The organism is Paenibacillus sp. Y930, from assembly GCF_056786375.1.
Genome location: NZ_JBXCIX010000010.1, coordinates 16,683 through 34,670, shown reverse-complemented (window position 1 = coordinate 34,670; position 17,988 = coordinate 16,683). Strand labels below are relative to the sequence as shown.

Genomic DNA, 17,988 nt, shown 5'->3' with positions numbered 1-17,988 from the left:
GTAGCACACCAAATACGAAAACATTGCAATATATTATAAGGAGATAAAGGGAATGAAGAAAAATATGATATGTTTTTTGATTCTACTTCTTCTTGTAACAAATTTCATATTTCTTATTTTATTTCTGAAAGAAAAAAAACAGGATATCAAATCTAACGTTGAAATATTCACATTGAACGGTGAAGGAACATCTTGGAATGTAATGAACTATAAAGTGGTAAAAACTAAGAATTCGATGTGGAGAGGCTCTGCAAGTTTGGTCTATTTAGGAAAAGAAAGTGAAATTATTGATTCTAACTACATAAAATACGAAGTCGTTGAAGTTAATAAGAGTTTAAAACCTGAAACAGTATTGGTAGGATCTAAATCAGGGACAAATGGGAGTATTAATATATTTAGTAATATTAATAAATTAGGATCCATTAGTGGACCTCTGTCTGCACGAGAAAAAGAAATGAAAATAGATGAACTTGAAATGACATATATGAATTTAATTTGGACAGATAGTAACGGTAATGAGAATAGTGAAAGGATAGAATTAAATATAATAGATCATATCAAATTAAAGTGATGTTTTGGCAGAGTAGTAGATTCAGTGACAACTTGCTACGCAAGTTCGTGAATACAAGAACGATATGTAATACCACAATAATATAAATGAATGGAGAATCAAGTTGATAACTATACATAATGCTCGAGATATAGAAGAACAAAAAGAAAAAATCATTGAGTACTACTGGAGTAAATGGGGAAATGAAAGTAATTATATGTTTTATAAGGATTGTATTGAAAGATCAATAGACACAGATAGTGATCTACCACGATTTTTTGTAGCAAAACAAGAAAATGAGATTATTGGATCTTACGCCATACTAAGAAGCGACTTAAATAGTAGACAAGATTTGTTTCCATGGTTTGCTTGTTTGTATGTTGAAGAAGAGCATAGGAGAAAAAATATAGGTGCAATGTTACAAAGTCATGCAAAGCAATTTTTAAAAACAATTGGATACGAGAAATTATACTTATGTACGGAATTAAATGATTATTACGAGAAAAACAATTGGAATAATGTTGGTATAGGATATTCCATAGGAGACGATAAGTATAAAATCTATGAAACAAGTTGTGAATGATAAACCAATGAAGTGTGGTACTACTTATAACACCGTATTCAAGTGGCGCCTCCGCCTTGATCAGCAGATGCAACTGAATGAAGTATTTACTGTCTGACAACTTGCTACGCAAGTTCGTGAATACAAGAACGTTATCGTAAATCAACATGTAAAAAACAAATATAAATGCATCACAAGGAGGAAATTATGATTACAAGACCTGATATGAATGAATATTTGCCTTTAGTTAAGAAATACATCGATTTAGTTCCAGAAGGAAATATCATCAGCATTCTACGAAAACAAAATGAAGAAAATATATTATTATTAAGCAAGCTCACTGAGGAACATGCTAAATTGCGATATGCTCCAGATAAATGGACAATAAAAACAGTAATCGGACACATTGCTGACGTAGAAAGATTATGGAGCTATAGAATATTACGTATAGCGCGTAGTGATGTACGAGAATTACCAGGGTATGATCGTGATATATTTGCTGAGATGTCATCTTATGATAACTTACTTCTAAGTAAAGTACTGAATGATTATCGTGCTGTACGAAACTCTACAGTTAGTTTAATAGATAATCTTACTGAAGAGGCTTTGACAAGAGTAGGGGAATTTAATGATCACGCTTTATCCGTGCGCGCAATTATTTATATTATCGTAGGACATGAAACACATCACATAAATATTATTAAGTCTAAATATTTGAATCAATTAAATCATTGAAAAAAGTGGAATGAAGTACGAAATTAAAGAGCTGAATAATAATCAATATTTAGAAGGGCTAAAAGAAAAACTAGTGGAAGAGCTAGAAGAGTTTAAAGAGGGAGAAGACATTAAGGAGCTCGCTGATATATTAGAGGATGTGTATGCCATAGCAAGGCTAAAAGGTGTGTCTAAGGAGCAATTAGAAGAACTAAGAAAGCAAAAAGAAGAAACGAATGGAGGATTTAATAAAAATTTATATTTGATAAAGACCTATGCTTGATTGTTCGAGGATCTCGCTATAAACAGAAAAGACCCAATCACGCTAGGGGCATACGCCCTCGGTCCAGACCGAGGCATACTAAATTTGGGCAGAGTCAGATGGACGTCTGAATACCTAAACGTTATAAGCAATTGCTTGAAACCAATAAATAAAATTAAAATCTATAAGGAGTGAGTTATACGGTGATTACTTTAAGCAAATCAGACTTAAATGAAGTATTTATTATTCATGAAATGCAAATAAAAGCATTTATACCCTTGTTAGAAAAATACCAGGACTTTGAAACAAGCCCTGCCAACGAGACTGTCGAACAAATTAGAACTCGCATGAATCAATCATTTACGGATTATTACATAATAAAGAGTTCAGGTATTGACGTTGGGGCAATTAGAATCGTCAGAAAAGAGAATAAAACGTATCGTGTAAGTCCAATATTTGTATTGCCTGAATATCAAGGGAAAGGAGTTGCTCAAAAAGTATTTGAAATAATTGAGAATACATATAATGATGCAAAGATATGGGAACTAGGTACAATATTACAAGAGCAAGGTAATTGCTATCTCTATCAAAAGTTAGGTTATAAGAGAACAGGAAAGATAGAAGTGATCAACGATAAAATGACAATTGTGTTTTATGAAAAACACTTGATGTAATAATAAAAAGCTTGTACTCGATATGAATCAAACAATTATAAAGTAACTCGAAGAAGCCAACAACTGCGTATAACATAGTATACACGTGGCGGCTTCGCCTTGGTCATAGTGATGCTTTCGACAGAGTAGTAGAATCATGTGACAACTTTCTGCGGAAGTTTGTGAATACCTGAACGTTATATAAAACCAGAAGATTTTATGTTATAGAGGGTGAATTCATGGAAGTGTCTTTTATTGAAAGTCTTCCGAAAGTAGAAGAATATATGTTGTTGATAGAAAGCACAGGATGGCAAGGAATACTAGATAAAGGTAAGTCTTCCTTAATCTCTTCGCTCGAAAATAGCTGGTATAGCATAAGTGTTTACTCAAAACAAAATGAAATTATCGGATTTGGTAGAGTGTTATCAGATGGAGAATTACATGCTTTAATTTGTGATGTAATTATATTACCAGAGTATCAAAGACATGGAATAGGATCTGAATTATTACAAAAGTTAATTGTGAAATGTAAGAAACATGATATTCTAATGATTCAGCTATTTTCAGCAAAAGATAAGTGTGAATTTTATGAAAACCATGGATTTGAAAAACGCCCAGATCATTCTCCAGGTATGAGTTTTAAACCATTTTAATTTTATGAAAGTAATCCAAGACGGCTTCGTATAACACAAGTTTCACGCTACGGGCGTACGCCCTTGGTTGGAAGAAGTAATAACATTGTAGAATATATACCACCTAATGAAATCTAGAGTAAATAGTAACTGGGTTTCCGTAGTGAATAGCTGTACATTAGGTGAAATCACCGCAAGTGCATAAAACACATTCAATGGGGGTAGTTCAATGAAGAATTTAGCAAAAGAAATTTATGATATTTCACATCTGACTGGCGAGTTCCTTTTAAGATCGGGTAAAGTCTCAAATGAATATTTTGACAAGTACTTATTCGAATCTAAACCTCAATTATTATCCAAGATTGCAAAGGAGCTTGAAAAGTTAATTCCTAAAGGAACTGAAGTACTTGCGGGACTTGAGCTTGGTGGTGTACCGGTAGCAACGGCACTCTCTTTGAAATCAAATATCCCAGTAGCCTTTGTAAGAAAAAAGGCTAAGGAATATGGTACATGCAAATTAGCTGAAGGAATTGATGTAAAGGGTAAGAGAATTTGCATTGTTGAAGACGTTGTGACGACTGGTGGACAAATCATTTTAAGTGCAAACGACCTGAGAGAAGCTGGAGCAATCGTAACAGATGTAATCATCGTAATAGAAAGAAATATTGAAGGCAGAATGAAATTAGAAGAAGAAGGACTCAGATTACATTCATTATTTAAGATGGAAGAACTGATTCAGGCAGCAGGTAAGTAGATTCAGCGAGACACATCCGCACCGACTAGGTACATCGCGCTCGGCGATATTCGTCGCCTAAAGTCGATGGGGCGTCGTGAATACAAGAACATTAGGTGCCATTGCCTGAAACTTATGAAAGGATGTTGAACATTGAAGAAGATTTATCTGGTTAGACATTGCAAAGCAGTTGGACAAGAACCAGAATCATTCTTAACTGAAGAGGGGGTTAAAGATGCTTCGAGTCTAATCGTAGATTTTTTTATGGATAAGAGTATTAAAAAGATTATTTCAAGTCCTTATTTAAGGGCAATAGATACAATAGAGCCATTTTCAAAAATCAGTAATACAGAAATTACGATAGATGAACGATTAAAGGAACGAAAATTGAGCGCATCTGATCTTGATGATTAGCTTACAAAACATGAAGAAACTTATGACGACCTAGAATTAAAATTTGAAGGCGGTGAGTCATCAAACGATGCGATAAAAAGAGGAATAGAATTAATTAATGAAGTAGTTGATATGCCAGAAAATAATGTCATCCTAGTAACTCATGGAGCATTACTTTCTCTAATTATTATGCATTATAATCAAGCATTTGGATTTGAAAATTGGAAATCTATGAAAAATCCAGAAATCTATTGTATGGAAGTTGAACAGAGTAATATTAATCTTAAACATTTACTATAGATGATCAAGGAAGTAGACAACAGCACAAAACAAAGTATTCAAGCTACTGGGCATTCGCCCTTTGGTCTGACCGAAGAATTCCAAAGAAGTATAGTCAGTAGACGCATTCATATTCTTAAGATAAGAGCTATCTAAGGGAAACGAACTTCGTGAGTACCTGTACGTTTGTTATCAGAAACTCGCAGAGAGCATTAAAAAGAATTAAAGAAAATAAGGAGACTATATGGGTACACTTATAAGTTGTCGTGTCTGTGAAAAGGCTGTTTCTTCAAATGCAAGGTTTTGCCCTCATTGTGGGGAGAGATCTCCAGAACCATATAAAGACACATTCAAATACGGATTATTAGGTTTTGCAGTCATTGTTGTAGTGGTAATGATATTGGCAGGAGTAATTAGTTATATATTTAAATGATAGCAACATAGATTAATTACAGTTGAAGAAGATCAAATATTATTGTATTAGAGGAAGATACTGACTTCCTATAACACCGAATCTATGCCCTTGGACTGCAAGCGGAGATTCAAAGAAATGTTTGCATGTAGAAGGCTAAGCACATCAGAGCCAGTCTCTGGCGCTCCTTTAAGCCTCGCGGGTTCATAAATACAAAACGTTATATGAAATAGGGAGGATAATTAAATTAAATCTAATAAGATATATAGTAAATCATTCTAAGAATACGAAAGGAAAAACGATGCCAATAGAAATGAAGGAACAAAATGAAGTTTTCCTTTTCAGAGTAGCAGGAGTCTTAATTAAAGATAACAAACTGCTATTACATACGACAAAGAACGGAAAAGGATGGGTATTGCCTGGTGGAAGAGCAGAAATAAACGAGGAAACAGCAAGTACAATAATCAGAGAGTTAGAAGAAGAACTTGGTATAAAAGGGAATGTTAATAGGTTATTATGGATTATTGAAAACTTTAATGCATACGGAATAAATAATGTACATGAACACGGTATTTATTATTTAATAGAAGCAGGAGAAGTAACGATTAATAAATTTGAATTTACAGGATTAGAGGAAATAGGAATTAAGTTTAGATGGATTGATATTAATGCTATTGAAACAATAAACCTATATCCAAAGATATTAAAGGAACTAATACAAAATATATCATTGGAAAATCAAATAAAACACGTTGTAAATAATGACTTAGATTAAAGAAGAATGCAATTCAATGAAGTTCCCAACTTCATATAACAATGTGTTCACGCATCGGCAAATAAGCTGCATCGATCCCGGGAAAATAAGTGGGGGAAGCAGTTGCCGGACACATCGCACCATAGAAGACCGACATAAAGATAATACCTAAAGAATATTTATGAAAATCTAAACCTGTTGGAAGGTGATGGAAATTAAGCTTAAGTATTTCTTCATTATAATCATGTTATTTATGTTTATTTCTCTTTTGACGGGATGTATGCCTGGAGATGGTACAAATAACGCTCAACAACCTGCGGGATTTTTCTGGGGAATATGGCATGGATGGATTGCTCCAATTTCATTAATAATTGGTGTTTTCAACCACAGTATTAGATTGTATGAAACGTATAACTCAGGTTGGTGGTATGATTTTGGATATTACATCGCTATCATAAGTGGCTTCGGTGGAATTTCACTTTCTCGTCGTAAGAAAGTGAAGCGAGATTAATTTCAATTATTACTATCAGATATTCTATAACAGAGTATTCACGTTGCGGCTGCGCTTTGATCTCTTTGATGTTATATATCGATTAAATCTTTTTGAAAAAACCAAAGGAACAACATGGGACATATGTGGATTGACTGAGGAAGTAACTGATGAACTTGGAATGCAGGTGAAAGTGAACTTAATCAAACCTAATCTATCTGAATATGATCTTGTATTTATTCCGGGCGGAATGGGAACTAGAAAATTAAAAGATGATATTGAATTTGTTGATTGGATTAAAACCGCTGAATCTGTTCCGTATAAGATTTCTGTTTGTACAGGTTCACTTCTATTAGGTGCGGCGGGATTCTTAAAGACTAAGAAAGCAACAACCCACCCTAATGTATATGAATTACTAGAACCTTACTGTCAAGAAGTCATAAAAGCTCGAATAGTTAAAGATGGAAACGTGATAACTGCTGGAGGAGTAGCAACATCTATCGATTTGGGATTATATATAATTGAATTGTTTGCAGGACCAGAAGAAGCAAATATAGTAAAAAAACAAATTGATTATCCGTATATTGCTGCAGGAATAGTTGAAGTGTAGTTTTCAGAAAAAGGCTGCTTTAATACTGTCAGTAGTTCATCGCAATGCTTTGATTGGAACATCTTCCTTTTGTATGAAAATCCATTCTTTCGTATATTTATTGTACATTCGTATGTCCAGTAGCAGCGTTCTGAATTCTACCATTCTCGTCAGTGAATACGATTCGAAGGCATTTAAGGGATTGGAATTTACGTTTTAGCCAAATTTGATTAAGTTACTATGAAAATATTGTATAATGCTTACATATGATTCGATTTACAATCTTCTTGCGAATGAGGTGTAGGTTATTGATGTATAGAGTAGCTTTGTGCGACGATGAGAAAAAACAAAGTGAGTTTGTTAAGGATATCCTAATTACACTATCGATAAAGTCTAATATAGAATTTGAATTTGAGTTATTCGATTCGGGAGAGCAGCTCGTATCTCATTATGAGAACAAGGAGAAACCGTTCCATATTATAATATTGGATATTGAAATGAGCGGTATTAACGGAATACAAACAGCTCAATTCATTAGGAATTTAAAAAATCTCGATGAACAAATTATTTTTCTAACAAGCTATCCGGAATATATGGTAGAAAGCTTCGACGTTATGACCTTCCAATATTTGATAAAGCCCATTGCCCCTCACATTTTGGAGGGAAAAGTGATAAAGCTATGCCAATACTTCCAAGCACTTGAAAAGAAGTGGATGATCATTAAGTCAGCTTATGAAGAAGTGGTTATAAGATATGAGGAGATCATTGCTATTGAAGCTGCCAAAAGCTTAACGATAAAAAGCAAACTAAACTTTATAACAACAAGTCAAACCTATGAAAGCAAAGGCATTATATCCGATTATGCATTAGCGTTAAAAGATTTTAATTTCTTACAAATTCATCGTTCCATTATTATCAACCTGATTCATGTAAAGAAATTTTCCAGTGGTGCTGTACTCATGTCCAACGGGGCGGAATTTCCAATAGGTCGTTCTAAAGTGAAAGAGGTTAAAGATTTTTACACTAAGTTTATGATTATGAAGGGCCATTAATATGATTCAATATAATCTGCTTATTGTTCTCTGTGTCGCACTTGTGATGTGCTTTCAAATTAATTTATTCTTTAATTCGGTCCTTGATAAGTCAACGAGAAAGAAGAATAGAGTTGTTTACTTCATCATATTCGTAGTCCTTGATTTCATATATTTGACGGTTTATATGAATCCTATTGTATCCTCGATCCTAGCGTTGGTGATGATATTTAGTTTGGCGCAAGCTTATCGAGTAGAGTTAAAAACAAAGATCATTTTTACGGTACTTTATGCTGTTTTAATGACTATCGTTAATTTGATAACCCTTTATATTTTTTATATGATAGACTCCGTTGACTTAAGCACCGTTGATCCTACCTATGTACAAGCTCAATCTCCCTTTATTAAGGCCATATTACTCAGTTGCATTATCATGTTTGCTGTCATTCAGATCATACGACTGATAGCTAAACGTAGGAGCTTCTCTATACATTATCGTTACTATATTATACTTATGATCGTCCCCGTCATAAGTATATATCAGCTTCATGTTCTAACGAGTTACAGTGAAAAAAATATTTATTATTTTATTTCCATTATTGGATATCTTGTCATAAATGTGGGTATTATCTATATATTCGATAATATTATTGATAAAGTTCTATTCATGCATGAGAACGTTCAATTGCAGCAGCAAATGGATTATCAAGATGCGAACTACGAGAAAACGGTGCACAGCTTCAAATCGATAAAGAGAATTATGCATGATACGAACCAGCAGTTTCTCTATGTAGAAGAGTGTATTAACCGAAATGAATTAGCAGCAGCAAGGGAGCATATTAAGGTTACGTTGAATAAAGTCGAAGGATCCTATCATAGGGTAAATACGGGCAATCTAGTGATAGATGCTCTTGTCACGAACACGCTTAATATCGGCGAGGCGAACGGCATAAAAATAAATACAAAGATAAGCCTATATTCGCACGAATTAAATATTGATAGATATGACTTATGTGTCGCGCTAGGTAATATGTTGGATAATGCCGTAGAAGCATCTAAGAAGGTCAAAATTGCTGAGGATAGATATATACTTATTAAAATACATTCAAATGAATCTGCCCTATTCATTCATATACTTAACCATATGGAGAATGAAGTAGTCCATTTGCATAGCCAAAAGGCAAACCCAGAATTTCATGGCATCGGCTTAACGAATATTTCTAGAATCTGCGACAAGTATGGTGGGAATATGACTATAGAAACGCAACATAGAGTTTTTAATAATATGGTGCTCATCCCATTTTAGAAGAACAATCCTTAGACAACATGCTGTTTAGGGATTGTTTTTTTCGTTTCAGGGTGTTTTTTGTAATACAATCTTTCATCATAGTATGATTCAAACTGTGTCGTATGGTTTATTTAGTAATATAAACGAATGATGAAAAGGTGGAATTTATAATGGCAAATGTTACAGTTGGTAATGAAAATGGAGCTCCGATTCAGCTTCACTTCGAGGATATCGGATCGGGTAAACCGGTCATACTGATCCATGGTTGGCCGCTTAGCGGAAGGTCATGGGAGAAACAAGTTCCTGCTCTGATGGCAGCCGGCTATCGCGTGATCACGTATGACCGCCGCGGATTCGGGCAGTCGTCTCAGCCTTGGCAGGGATATGACTACGATACATTTACAGCTGATCTGCATCAATTGATCCTGCATCTAGATCTTCAAGATGTGACACTTGTGGGTTTCTCGATGGGTGGTGGCGAGGTTGCACGCTACATCGGCACATACGGAACGGAGCGGGTGTCCAAGGCAGTATTAGCAGGGGCGGTTCCACCATATCTATACAAATCTGCGGATAACCCAGATGGCGGGTTTGATGATGCGGCAATTAAGGGGCTACAAGACGGAGTGAAGATGGATCGACTTGCGTTCCTGGATGATTTCACGACTACGTTTTTCGCTTCGGGAGATAGAACTGACTTGGTTAGCGAAGCGTTCCGCTTATATAATCGAGATATCGCGGCTTTCGCATCCCCGAAAGGCACGCTCGAATGCATATCGGCGTTCGGCTACACGGATTTTCGTGACGATTTGGCGAAGTTCAATGTGCCAACACTTATCATTCATGGCGACTCGGACGCAATCGTGCCGATTGAAATCAGCGGACAGAAGGCGCATGAGCAGATTGCCGGCAGCCAGCTTATTGTGATCGAAGGTGGCCCTCACGGACTTAATGCCACGCATGCTGAGGAGTTCAATGAAGCTTTGCTGCAATTCTTGAAAGGTTGAGTATTCAATAAGAAACCGCGCTCCTGAAGGGGCGCGGTTTTGAAACAAAGAGGAGAACGAATCGAATGACGATCAGTACTTAGGATGCTGCCTTACAGGAAATTACTGCGGCAACGCCGATCGAGGCGCATAATCTTCTTCAAGCATTCATTAAGGAATAGCAAAGCTCAGGCTTGGCAAACGATTTGCCTGTTGGCGGTAAAGCAAAGGATTTCGTATTGAAAGATACGTTTGGCAGGGAAGTTTCGTTATATGAAGAGTTATCGAAGGGACCAGTTGTCCTGACGTTTTATCGCGGTAGCTGGTGCCCGTACTGTAACCGCCAATTGCGAGCGTATCAAGAGGTCTTGCCAGACATTCAGGCACTCCAATCCCAACTGATCGCGGTCAGTCCGCAATTGCCAGACTCCACGCTTTCCTTCAAAGAGAAGGCCGAGCTGGAGTTTCAGGTCCTTAGCGATCCGAACGGCCTAGTGACTGGAGCATATCGGCTACTGTACGATGTACCAGACCCGCGGTCGCTCTAATAAGTAAAGTAGATGCATACTATCCAAAAACGGAAATTTGGAAGATCTTAAAAAACAATCCCCAAACGGCATGCTGTTTAGGGATTGTTTTTTTCGTTTCAAGCTGTTTTTCTATATTCAATCCCTCATCATAGTATGATTCAATCAGTAATAAAATCTAATGAAAGAAAAGAGGGCTAACAGATGATGAAGAAAATAATTTCAGTATGTATTGCCGCTATGCTTTTTGTAATACCGATTACCCATACGTTTGCACAAGGTAATGAGGTCTCACTAAAGGAAAAAGCACAAAGTCTGGCTTCGGAGCTCATTGCCAATTATGGTGTAAGTGGTTTGCAGTATGCCATTATGGATCATGGAACCGTTGTTTTATCCGATAGTGCTGGTGTAAACGATGAAGCTCACAATAAACCGATAACTAAAGATACGATGTTCGGTATAGGTTCGGTAAGCAAGATGTATGTAACTGCTGCAACGATGATGCTCGTTGATTCTGGGCAAGTTGATATTGATCAACCACTTACAACGTATATCAAGGATTTTAAAATGGAAGATGAAAGATATCAAGAAATTACGCCACGCATGTTAATGAATCATTCATCAGGACTTTACGGTACTCACTATGGCAATAGTATGCTGTTTGATGATAATGATACACAAAATCATGATGAGTTATTGATAAGATTGCAATCCGAAAATTTGAAATCAGACCCAGGTGAATATTCCGTCTATTGTAATGATGGGTTTCAACTACTTGAAAAATTGGTTGAACGAGTGAGCGGTTTAAGCTATAGTGAATTCCTTGAAAAATACATTAGCACCCCGTTGAATTTAAGCTCAACAAAAACACCACTCGATGATTTTGATAGAGAAAAACTCGCAAAAACTTATTACCCTACGATGGATCATGCTTTACCCGTTGAAAATGCTAACGTTCTTGGGGCAGGAGGGATATACTCGACTGCGGAAGAATTAACTAAGTTTTCAGATGTGTTAATAGGTAATCGAATAGATATTTTATCTGAACAATCAGTAAAATCAATGCAAAGTCATGAGTATAAAAAAGGATTGTGGATTGCTGAAGAGACGAATGCCTATAATTACGGTTTAGGTTGGGACGCCGTTTCTTTGGCACCGTTTAATGAGTATGGAATAACGGCGCTAAACAAAGGTGGGGATACGATTTTATATCACGCTGACTTGACAACAATACCAGAATATAATATCTCAATAGCTGTGCTTTCAGCAGGTGGAAGTTCAATTTTTAACAGCGTTTTTACAAATAGTGTCTTATTAGAATATTTAAAAGAAAAAGGAATTATTAAAGACATCCTACCGAATAAAACATTTGAATCCTCTGTTAAAGTGGAAATGCCATCCGATTTGCTTGCATACTCTGGATTATACGGTATGGTTGGTGAAACGATGAATGTCGAGATTCAGAACGGTGAGATCGATTTACCTGCATTCATAGGAGGGTTTATTCCTCCACAAAAATATGTATATACGGGCGATGGACAATTTAAAAGCAATGATGGTAGTGTAGCTGTAAGCTTTGAGCGGCAGAAGAATGGTATTACCTATTTTAAGCTTAGCGCATACTTGGATTTTCCAGGAGTAGGTCAATTGCTTATGGTTACCTATGAATATCAAAAGCTGAACCCTAACACACTACAAGATGCAACGAAAGAGGCGTGGGAAAATAGGAACGGTAAAAATTACTATGCTCTGGATGAAAAGATAACTTCTATATTTTATCTAGCCCCAGAAATCTTAACAAAGAATATAACCGTTGATATGGAAAATGGATACGCAACAGGGACTAAAATTATTGATGAGAATAAAGCAGTAAATGTATCAGAAATTCCCATTATGAACGGAAGAGATGCATTCGATTTGAATTTCTATAAAGATGGACAAACGGAGTATTTAGCGATAGATGGATTCTCCTATATTAGCGAGGATGCTGTAAAACCCATCTATGGAGGGAAATCATCGATTAGTACCATTCCATCTAATGGCCATGCCGTATGGTTTAAGATAGATGAACAATCAGCCAATAAGACAATGACCGTTGATATTCCCCAATCAGGAGGCTTTGCTGTTTATGATGCAATGGGTATGCCCGTCAATTTCTCTATTGCTAGCAAGAACAATTCAGTCCAACTGCCAGAAGGAGGATTAATCGTATTTGGGGGTAATACAGGAGGAGTATTTAAGATCAGTTTATCGTTGTAAAGCAAGTCTATAAGTGCAAAAGGTGACGGAAATCGTCACCTTTTTTTCGTGCATTTAGCAGAGGAAATTTAAGGATGATTTACCTGCTGACAATATTCTTCGAATGTTCGTAAATACAAGAACGTTATACAATAGGACAGATAAAGGGAAATGTTGTATAATATAGATATTATTACACAAGTGGTGGAATAATCTATGATATGCAAGATTTACTCGGTCTGCTGATTCAGTCTTTTCGTATTCTTATTCAAACCCCTAATATTTATTAATGATTTTAGTCGATTATGTTTAATCGTCAATGGGATAAGGAGTTCTCAATTAAACAAATTGCAAGAAAAATTTATAACAGAACTGAAAGAATATTTATTGATCGAGGGAGTGCAAAAAAATCTAATCAATCAATATTTATTTGAAGCAGGGGAAGTAAGAATAGGTAAAACAAATAACAAGAGTGTTCTAGGAACCATGAATGAAATGTCATTCTATTGTAGGGATGTAGAGTTTGACCATACATTTGATTTGAGTGCTTGGCTAAACTCGATGATATATAAACCAATTAATTATGAAGAGCCTATTAAAGTATTCAAGAAAACTCTGGAAATAAAATATTCTTAAATCATAATGTTAGTTTATTCCTCGCACCATGACCCACATCCGTTGGAGGTCCAACAAAGAAACCAGCCTAAGATACAAACACCAAGTTATAGACCATTCGAGAAGTCAGATCCATCACATATTATAAGATTCACGCAGCGGTTACGCCTTGGCTACTGGCGATGCTTTTGACAAAGTAGTCCATTCAAGTGACAACTTGCTGAGCAAGTTTATGAATTGATATGCACGTAAAAAAAGAGGAGGTGAAAATATGGGCTCAGCTTCAATTTTTGGTATTGTTCCAATTTTATTTATCCTTGCATTCGGAGGGTTAAGTATTTATTGTCTTATATTATTTATCCAAGTTGCACAAAGAGGAATTAAAGCATTAGATATCTATATTAATGAAAAGAGCAATAAAAACTATTGAAAGTATTTTAGAATCAAATACAAAAGAAAAGGAATGACTGTCTATGTCTATGTCAATTGAAATGAAAGAATTGATTAATTTATTCGAAGAGTTGATTACTTTCTCCATCAGCTTAAAGGAATTAAATGATGAAACTTGGAACTCAAGCATTGAGGCAGGCAAATGGACAGTAAAAGATATTATCTGTCATATCATGTTATGGGATAAGTATTTTTACGAAGAAGCAATAAAAAAGATTGCTACGGGTGAAAAGATTACTCTCAAACACTTAGACTACGATGACTTTAATAGCAAAGCAATTACATATTCAAGAACAATAACAACAGAGGAACTAATTGAGATGGTAGTACATTATCGAAAGAAGATCGTTGAAGAAATTGAGACATTAGCAGAAGAATTAATCGTTCAACACCATAAAGATGGAGACGGAAATGTATTTAATGTTCAACAATACTTAAAGGATTTTATATGGCATGATCAACATCATGTTATTCCGTTAAAGGAATATTTAAAGGAACATCAAAGTAGGATGTCTAATTCCAGTCGAAAAGGGTCACGAATTTAACGAAGTGGAGGAGTTTTATGGATTCAGAACTGTTAAATATTTTTAATGAACATAGAGTTCCAATTGGTGTGGCAACTCGTGAAGATGTTCATAAATATGGTTATTGGCATGAAGCCTTTCATTGCTGGTTCATTAGCAGAGATGAGAATAACGAATATATCTATTTTCAACTACGAAGTGAACATAAACAGGATTACCCGAATCTATTAGATATTACAGCCGCCGGTCATTTATTATCAAACGAAACTGTCGAGGATGGAATAAGAGAGGTTAAAGAGGAGACCGGCATTGATGTTAGTATGTATGAACTAACTCCATTAGGAGTCATAGATTATGTTGTAGCTAACAGTAAAATTATCGACAAAGAATTTGCTCATGTTTATTTATATGATTACAACGGATCTCTTGATGAATTTTCGATACAAAAGGAAGAAGTTTCAGGCATGTTTATTACACGATTCTATGATTTTTTTGATTTGTGGATGGGCAGAAAAAATCAAATTGATGTACAAGGGTTTATCGTAGATAATAATGGAAATAGAATCAAAGTTAATAAAGTTGTAGGAAGGGCTCAGTTTGTCCCTCATCATGAAACATTTTATAAATTATTAGTTAATCAAATCAAGGACATTCTAGAAAATAGGAGAAAATATGCAGAAATGTTTAAATTGTAAGGGAAGATTTAAATATAAACAAGTCATGAAATCTGGTTTTTTAAACTATCAGTCAGTAGTGTGTGGTAAGTGTGATGAGATTCATAAGGTTACATTTAATTCAAGGCTTAGAACATCTCTTTGCGCTGTGGTATTTCCAGTTATGTCAGCATTTGGTTTTTTTAATCCATCGAAATACAACATATTGGTTATATATTTAATAATCTTTTTATTAATGATGCTAATGATTTTGATAATTCCTTTTTTAATGAGGTTTAAATTAAACAAAGAAGAATTGGCTGATTGAATACCTGAACGTTATATGACAGCTCAATCGGAGAAGATTCAGCGCAGATTCGTTAATCACGGAGCGTTAGGTGAAATTACAGGAACTTAGAAAATCCGAAGGAGTTTTTGAAATGAATAGAAAAATATCAAGTAGCAGTATTTTATTGATTTCTTATATAGTCATAATCCTTTTTTCAAGTGTGATCTTTATTCCAAGCTTTGAAGTTTGGGGACCTGATAAAGAGATTAATGGATATAGTTATGTATTTCTTTTTAATTTGATTGCAGATCGAGTTGTAAACGGATTCCAAGTCTATTATGAAATAGATTACTTAAGAACGCTTTATACTATTGGAATTATAACCTTAATTTTTTTCATTGCTTGGAAACTCCTTGCACTATGGGATAAGGAAGATGATATTAAAGATTTAAAGAGTATATCAAAATAGTTACAACAAAGTAGAGATAGAACTCTTCATGAAAAAAAGGAGGAAGGCTAGTATGATATATGACTTACAAGGTGACGCCAATATGTCACCAACGGTAGGATTATTATATTCTACTGTGAAAGAAAACAGCCAACGACTAAAACTAATCATTGCTGGCATGTCTCAAGAAGAAGTAGATTATAAAGGTCCAAATTACAATTTTAATAGTGCCGCTCAGTTAATCAAACATATCACATATGTTGATCTTAATTGGGTTTGTAGAATAAGTGGACAACCACTTTCACAGTCATTAATAGAACAATACGGCCCCATGATAGATGCAAATAATAGGCTGCCGATGATTCAAGGGAAGTCTTTGAACAGACTTATGTCTGACTATGAAGTTGTACTGACAATGTTGAAAGATACATGTACACAATTAATAGATAATGATCTTGATAAAGTTGTCACGTTTGGACATGAAAACGAAAAGCAAGCAACTATTCGCTGGGGATTATGGCATATGGCTGATCATAGTCGCTACCATCAGGCTAATATTAATCAACTTAGAAAGTGGTATAAAGAAAATATACATTTTAATTAAAGTCCCGGCGATTAGTAAAGTTTTCAGAAGAGCTAACTCAGATAGAACCCGATCGGATATTAAAAGAAAGGAAACTGCAAATCATATTAATGAAAAGCATAGGGAGAAGCTTGAAGTAATGTCAAAAAAACATTTGAAATAGATGCATGAAAGTAAAATCAGTGCAGGGGAAATTCCTACATTTGTATTGGATTTGAAATATAAAAGGTTATATCTAAAAACTTTTTATTATATAAATTTGGGAGTGAGCATGAATGGAAATTAAAAAAATCACTGAACTAAATAGAGAAGCTTGGAATGAAGTAACTCCACTGCACCAACAGGCGAGAGGGAATTCTATTTTTACCGATTTGAAAAACCCGGACTATATTCAATTAGATCATGTTGTCATTAGCAAATTACACGAGTATGGCATAGTCGGTAAGAAGGTTGCACAAATATGTTGCAACAATGGGATTGAAACTATATCACTTAAAAAACTTGGGGCAGAACTGTGTGTAGGATTCGATATATCCGATGAAGCTATAAAAGAAGCCATTAATCTTTCAGAAAGTGTTAATATACCAGTGGAATATGTACGTACTGATATTTATGAAATTCCCAAAGAGTATTATTCTCAATTCGATTATGTGTATATATCAGTAGGTACATTGGGTTGGATGCCAGATTTAGATTTGTTTTTCCAAAAGATCGTTAAACTCTTGAAAGTAGACGGATTAGTCTTCATATACGAAATGCATCCAATCATTGATATCTTCGATGAGGAAGTAAAGGAATTTAAGTATTCGTACTTTAAAGATACACCCCTTATCAGTAATGATAGTTTGGATTATGTAGGCAAAGAAAATTACATATCAAAACCCCAATATTGGTTTCCACATACAATGTCGAATATCATTCAAGGGCTTATTAAGCAAGGGACGAATATTAAATATTTTGAAGAGTATTCCAAAGACATTTCAGCGGTTTCGAGTCATTTGGAATCCGATGAAGAACATTTACCATTAAGTTATATGTTAATTGGAATGAATTCTGAGAAGTAGTAACAGAATATCACTCTGTCTTGAATCTAAGAATATTATATGAAATCTTAGCAAAAGAAGGAGCAACTTAATAAATTATCTCTTACTAATAGAGCTGTCGTCCAAACATTAAATATTTGCCTAACTTTCATATTTTTCTTTTTTGCATATTGCTTCTACTTTTATGCCGAGACAGACGAAGTAATTCACCAACACAGACACCCAGCTAAGATAACTTTTATCTTAGCTGGGTGTCTGTGTTATATTTTTGATTGAGAAATACTTAACAG

Annotated in this window: 23 protein-coding genes and 1 pseudogene; all 24 read left to right on the top strand. The window is 35.0% G+C overall.

All coding sequences use genetic code 11. The features are described from left to right. Positions 1 to 52 precede the first annotated feature (52 nt). The 24 genes and pseudogenes from AC1TO5_RS19635 (at position 53) to AC1TO5_RS19520 (ending at position 17,719) form a co-directional block, all read left to right on the top strand. Positions 53 to 571: a hypothetical protein gene (locus AC1TO5_RS19635; RefSeq protein ID WP_482064535.1), complete on the top strand. Its 519-nt coding sequence runs from the start codon at positions 53 to 55 to the stop codon at positions 569 to 571. 103 nt (positions 572 to 674) lie between these two features. Continuing rightward, on the top strand, positions 675 to 1,133 hold the full coding sequence (locus tag AC1TO5_RS19630) for a GNAT family N-acetyltransferase (RefSeq protein ID WP_482064534.1): 459 nt from the start codon (positions 675 to 677) through the stop codon (positions 1,131 to 1,133). Between the two features lie 186 nt (positions 1,134 to 1,319). Continuing rightward, a complete protein-coding gene (locus tag AC1TO5_RS19625) occupies positions 1,320 to 1,847 on the top strand; it encodes a DinB family protein (RefSeq protein ID WP_482064533.1) in 528 nt (175 codons plus the stop codon). 10 nt (positions 1,848 to 1,857) lie between these two features. Then, positions 1,858 to 2,109 carry a nucleoside triphosphate pyrophosphohydrolase gene (locus AC1TO5_RS19620; protein ID WP_482064532.1) on the top strand — a complete coding sequence of 84 codons (252 nt, stop codon included), beginning with the start codon at positions 1,858 to 1,860 and terminating at the stop codon, positions 2,107 to 2,109. Between the two features lie 182 nt (positions 2,110 to 2,291). After that, entirely contained in the window at positions 2,292 to 2,762 is a 471-nt protein-coding gene (locus AC1TO5_RS19615) for a GNAT family N-acetyltransferase (RefSeq protein WP_482064531.1), read from the top strand. 218 nt (positions 2,763 to 2,980) lie between these two features. Beyond that, a complete protein-coding gene (locus AC1TO5_RS19610; protein ID WP_482064530.1) occupies positions 2,981 to 3,394 on the top strand; it encodes a GNAT family N-acetyltransferase in 414 nt (137 codons plus the stop codon). A 208-nt stretch (positions 3,395 to 3,602) separates the two neighbouring features. After that, positions 3,603 to 4,127, top strand: a complete 525-nt coding sequence (gene pyrE, locus AC1TO5_RS19605; protein ID WP_482064529.1) for an orotate phosphoribosyltransferase — start codon at positions 3,603 to 3,605, stop codon at positions 4,125 to 4,127. A 132-nt stretch (positions 4,128 to 4,259) separates the two neighbouring features. Next, positions 4,260 to 4,799, top strand: a pseudogene (locus AC1TO5_RS19600) (histidine phosphatase family protein). Positions 4,800 to 5,491: 692 nt separating this feature from the next. Further along, positions 5,492 to 5,965, top strand: coding sequence for an NUDIX hydrolase (locus AC1TO5_RS19595; protein ID WP_482064528.1), 474 nt, complete (start codon positions 5,492 to 5,494; stop codon positions 5,963 to 5,965). A 187-nt stretch (positions 5,966 to 6,152) separates the two neighbouring features. Beyond that, positions 6,153 to 6,455 carry a hypothetical protein gene (locus AC1TO5_RS19590; protein WP_482064527.1) on the top strand — a complete coding sequence of 101 codons (303 nt, stop codon included), beginning with the start codon at positions 6,153 to 6,155 and terminating at the stop codon, positions 6,453 to 6,455. Between the two features lie 19 nt (positions 6,456 to 6,474). After that, a complete protein-coding gene (locus AC1TO5_RS19585) occupies positions 6,475 to 7,044 on the top strand; it encodes a DJ-1/PfpI family protein (protein WP_482064577.1) in 570 nt (189 codons plus the stop codon). Positions 7,045 to 7,334: 290 nt separating this feature from the next. Further along, positions 7,335 to 8,075, top strand: coding sequence for a LytR/AlgR family response regulator transcription factor (locus AC1TO5_RS19580; RefSeq protein ID WP_482064576.1), 741 nt, complete (start codon positions 7,335 to 7,337; stop codon positions 8,073 to 8,075). A 1-nt stretch (position 8,076) separates the two neighbouring features. Continuing rightward, on the top strand, positions 8,077 to 9,360 hold the full coding sequence (locus AC1TO5_RS19575) for a GHKL domain-containing protein (RefSeq protein WP_482064526.1): 1,284 nt from the start codon (positions 8,077 to 8,079) through the stop codon (positions 9,358 to 9,360). Between the two features lie 152 nt (positions 9,361 to 9,512). After that, the gene (locus AC1TO5_RS19570; protein ID WP_482064525.1) at positions 9,513 to 10,349 is read left to right on the top strand and encodes an alpha/beta fold hydrolase; all 837 of its coding nucleotides are present in this window, start codon (positions 9,513 to 9,515) and stop codon (positions 10,347 to 10,349) included. 173 nt (positions 10,350 to 10,522) lie between these two features. Beyond that, positions 10,523 to 10,876, top strand: a complete 354-nt coding sequence (locus tag AC1TO5_RS19565) for a peroxiredoxin family protein (RefSeq protein ID WP_482064524.1) — start codon at positions 10,523 to 10,525, stop codon at positions 10,874 to 10,876. A 186-nt stretch (positions 10,877 to 11,062) separates the two neighbouring features. Next, a complete protein-coding gene (locus tag AC1TO5_RS19560; RefSeq protein ID WP_482064575.1) occupies positions 11,063 to 13,114 on the top strand; it encodes a serine hydrolase domain-containing protein in 2,052 nt (683 codons plus the stop codon). Between the two features lie 258 nt (positions 13,115 to 13,372). After that, entirely contained in the window at positions 13,373 to 13,729 is a 357-nt protein-coding gene (locus tag AC1TO5_RS19555; protein WP_482064574.1) for a DUF6933 domain-containing protein, read from the top strand. A gap of 250 nt (positions 13,730 to 13,979) precedes the next feature. Beyond that, positions 13,980 to 14,138: a hypothetical protein gene (locus tag AC1TO5_RS19550; protein WP_482064523.1), complete on the top strand. Its 159-nt coding sequence runs from the start codon at positions 13,980 to 13,982 to the stop codon at positions 14,136 to 14,138. Positions 14,139 to 14,181: 43 nt separating this feature from the next. Continuing rightward, on the top strand, positions 14,182 to 14,703 hold the full coding sequence (locus AC1TO5_RS19545; RefSeq protein ID WP_482064522.1) for a DinB family protein: 522 nt from the start codon (positions 14,182 to 14,184) through the stop codon (positions 14,701 to 14,703). Between the two features lie 17 nt (positions 14,704 to 14,720). Beyond that, positions 14,721 to 15,377: an NUDIX hydrolase gene (locus AC1TO5_RS19540; protein WP_482064521.1), complete on the top strand. Its 657-nt coding sequence runs from the start codon at positions 14,721 to 14,723 to the stop codon at positions 15,375 to 15,377. Further along, complete coding sequence (locus AC1TO5_RS19535) at positions 15,355 to 15,663, top strand: TIGR04104 family putative zinc finger protein (RefSeq protein ID WP_482064520.1); 309 nt, start codon at positions 15,355 to 15,357, stop codon at positions 15,661 to 15,663. Before AC1TO5_RS19540 ends, AC1TO5_RS19535 begins: the two co-directional genes overlap by 23 nt. Positions 15,664 to 15,775: 112 nt before the next feature. After that, entirely contained in the window at positions 15,776 to 16,093 is a 318-nt protein-coding gene (locus AC1TO5_RS19530) for a hypothetical protein (RefSeq protein ID WP_482064519.1), read from the top strand. 52 nt (positions 16,094 to 16,145) lie between these two features. After that, positions 16,146 to 16,676, top strand: coding sequence for a DinB family protein (locus tag AC1TO5_RS19525; protein WP_482064518.1), 531 nt, complete (start codon positions 16,146 to 16,148; stop codon positions 16,674 to 16,676). 254 nt (positions 16,677 to 16,930) lie between these two features. Continuing rightward, on the top strand, positions 16,931 to 17,719 hold the full coding sequence (locus AC1TO5_RS19520; RefSeq protein ID WP_482064517.1) for a class I SAM-dependent methyltransferase: 789 nt from the start codon (positions 16,931 to 16,933) through the stop codon (positions 17,717 to 17,719). Positions 17,720 to 17,988: the final 269 nt, after the last annotated feature.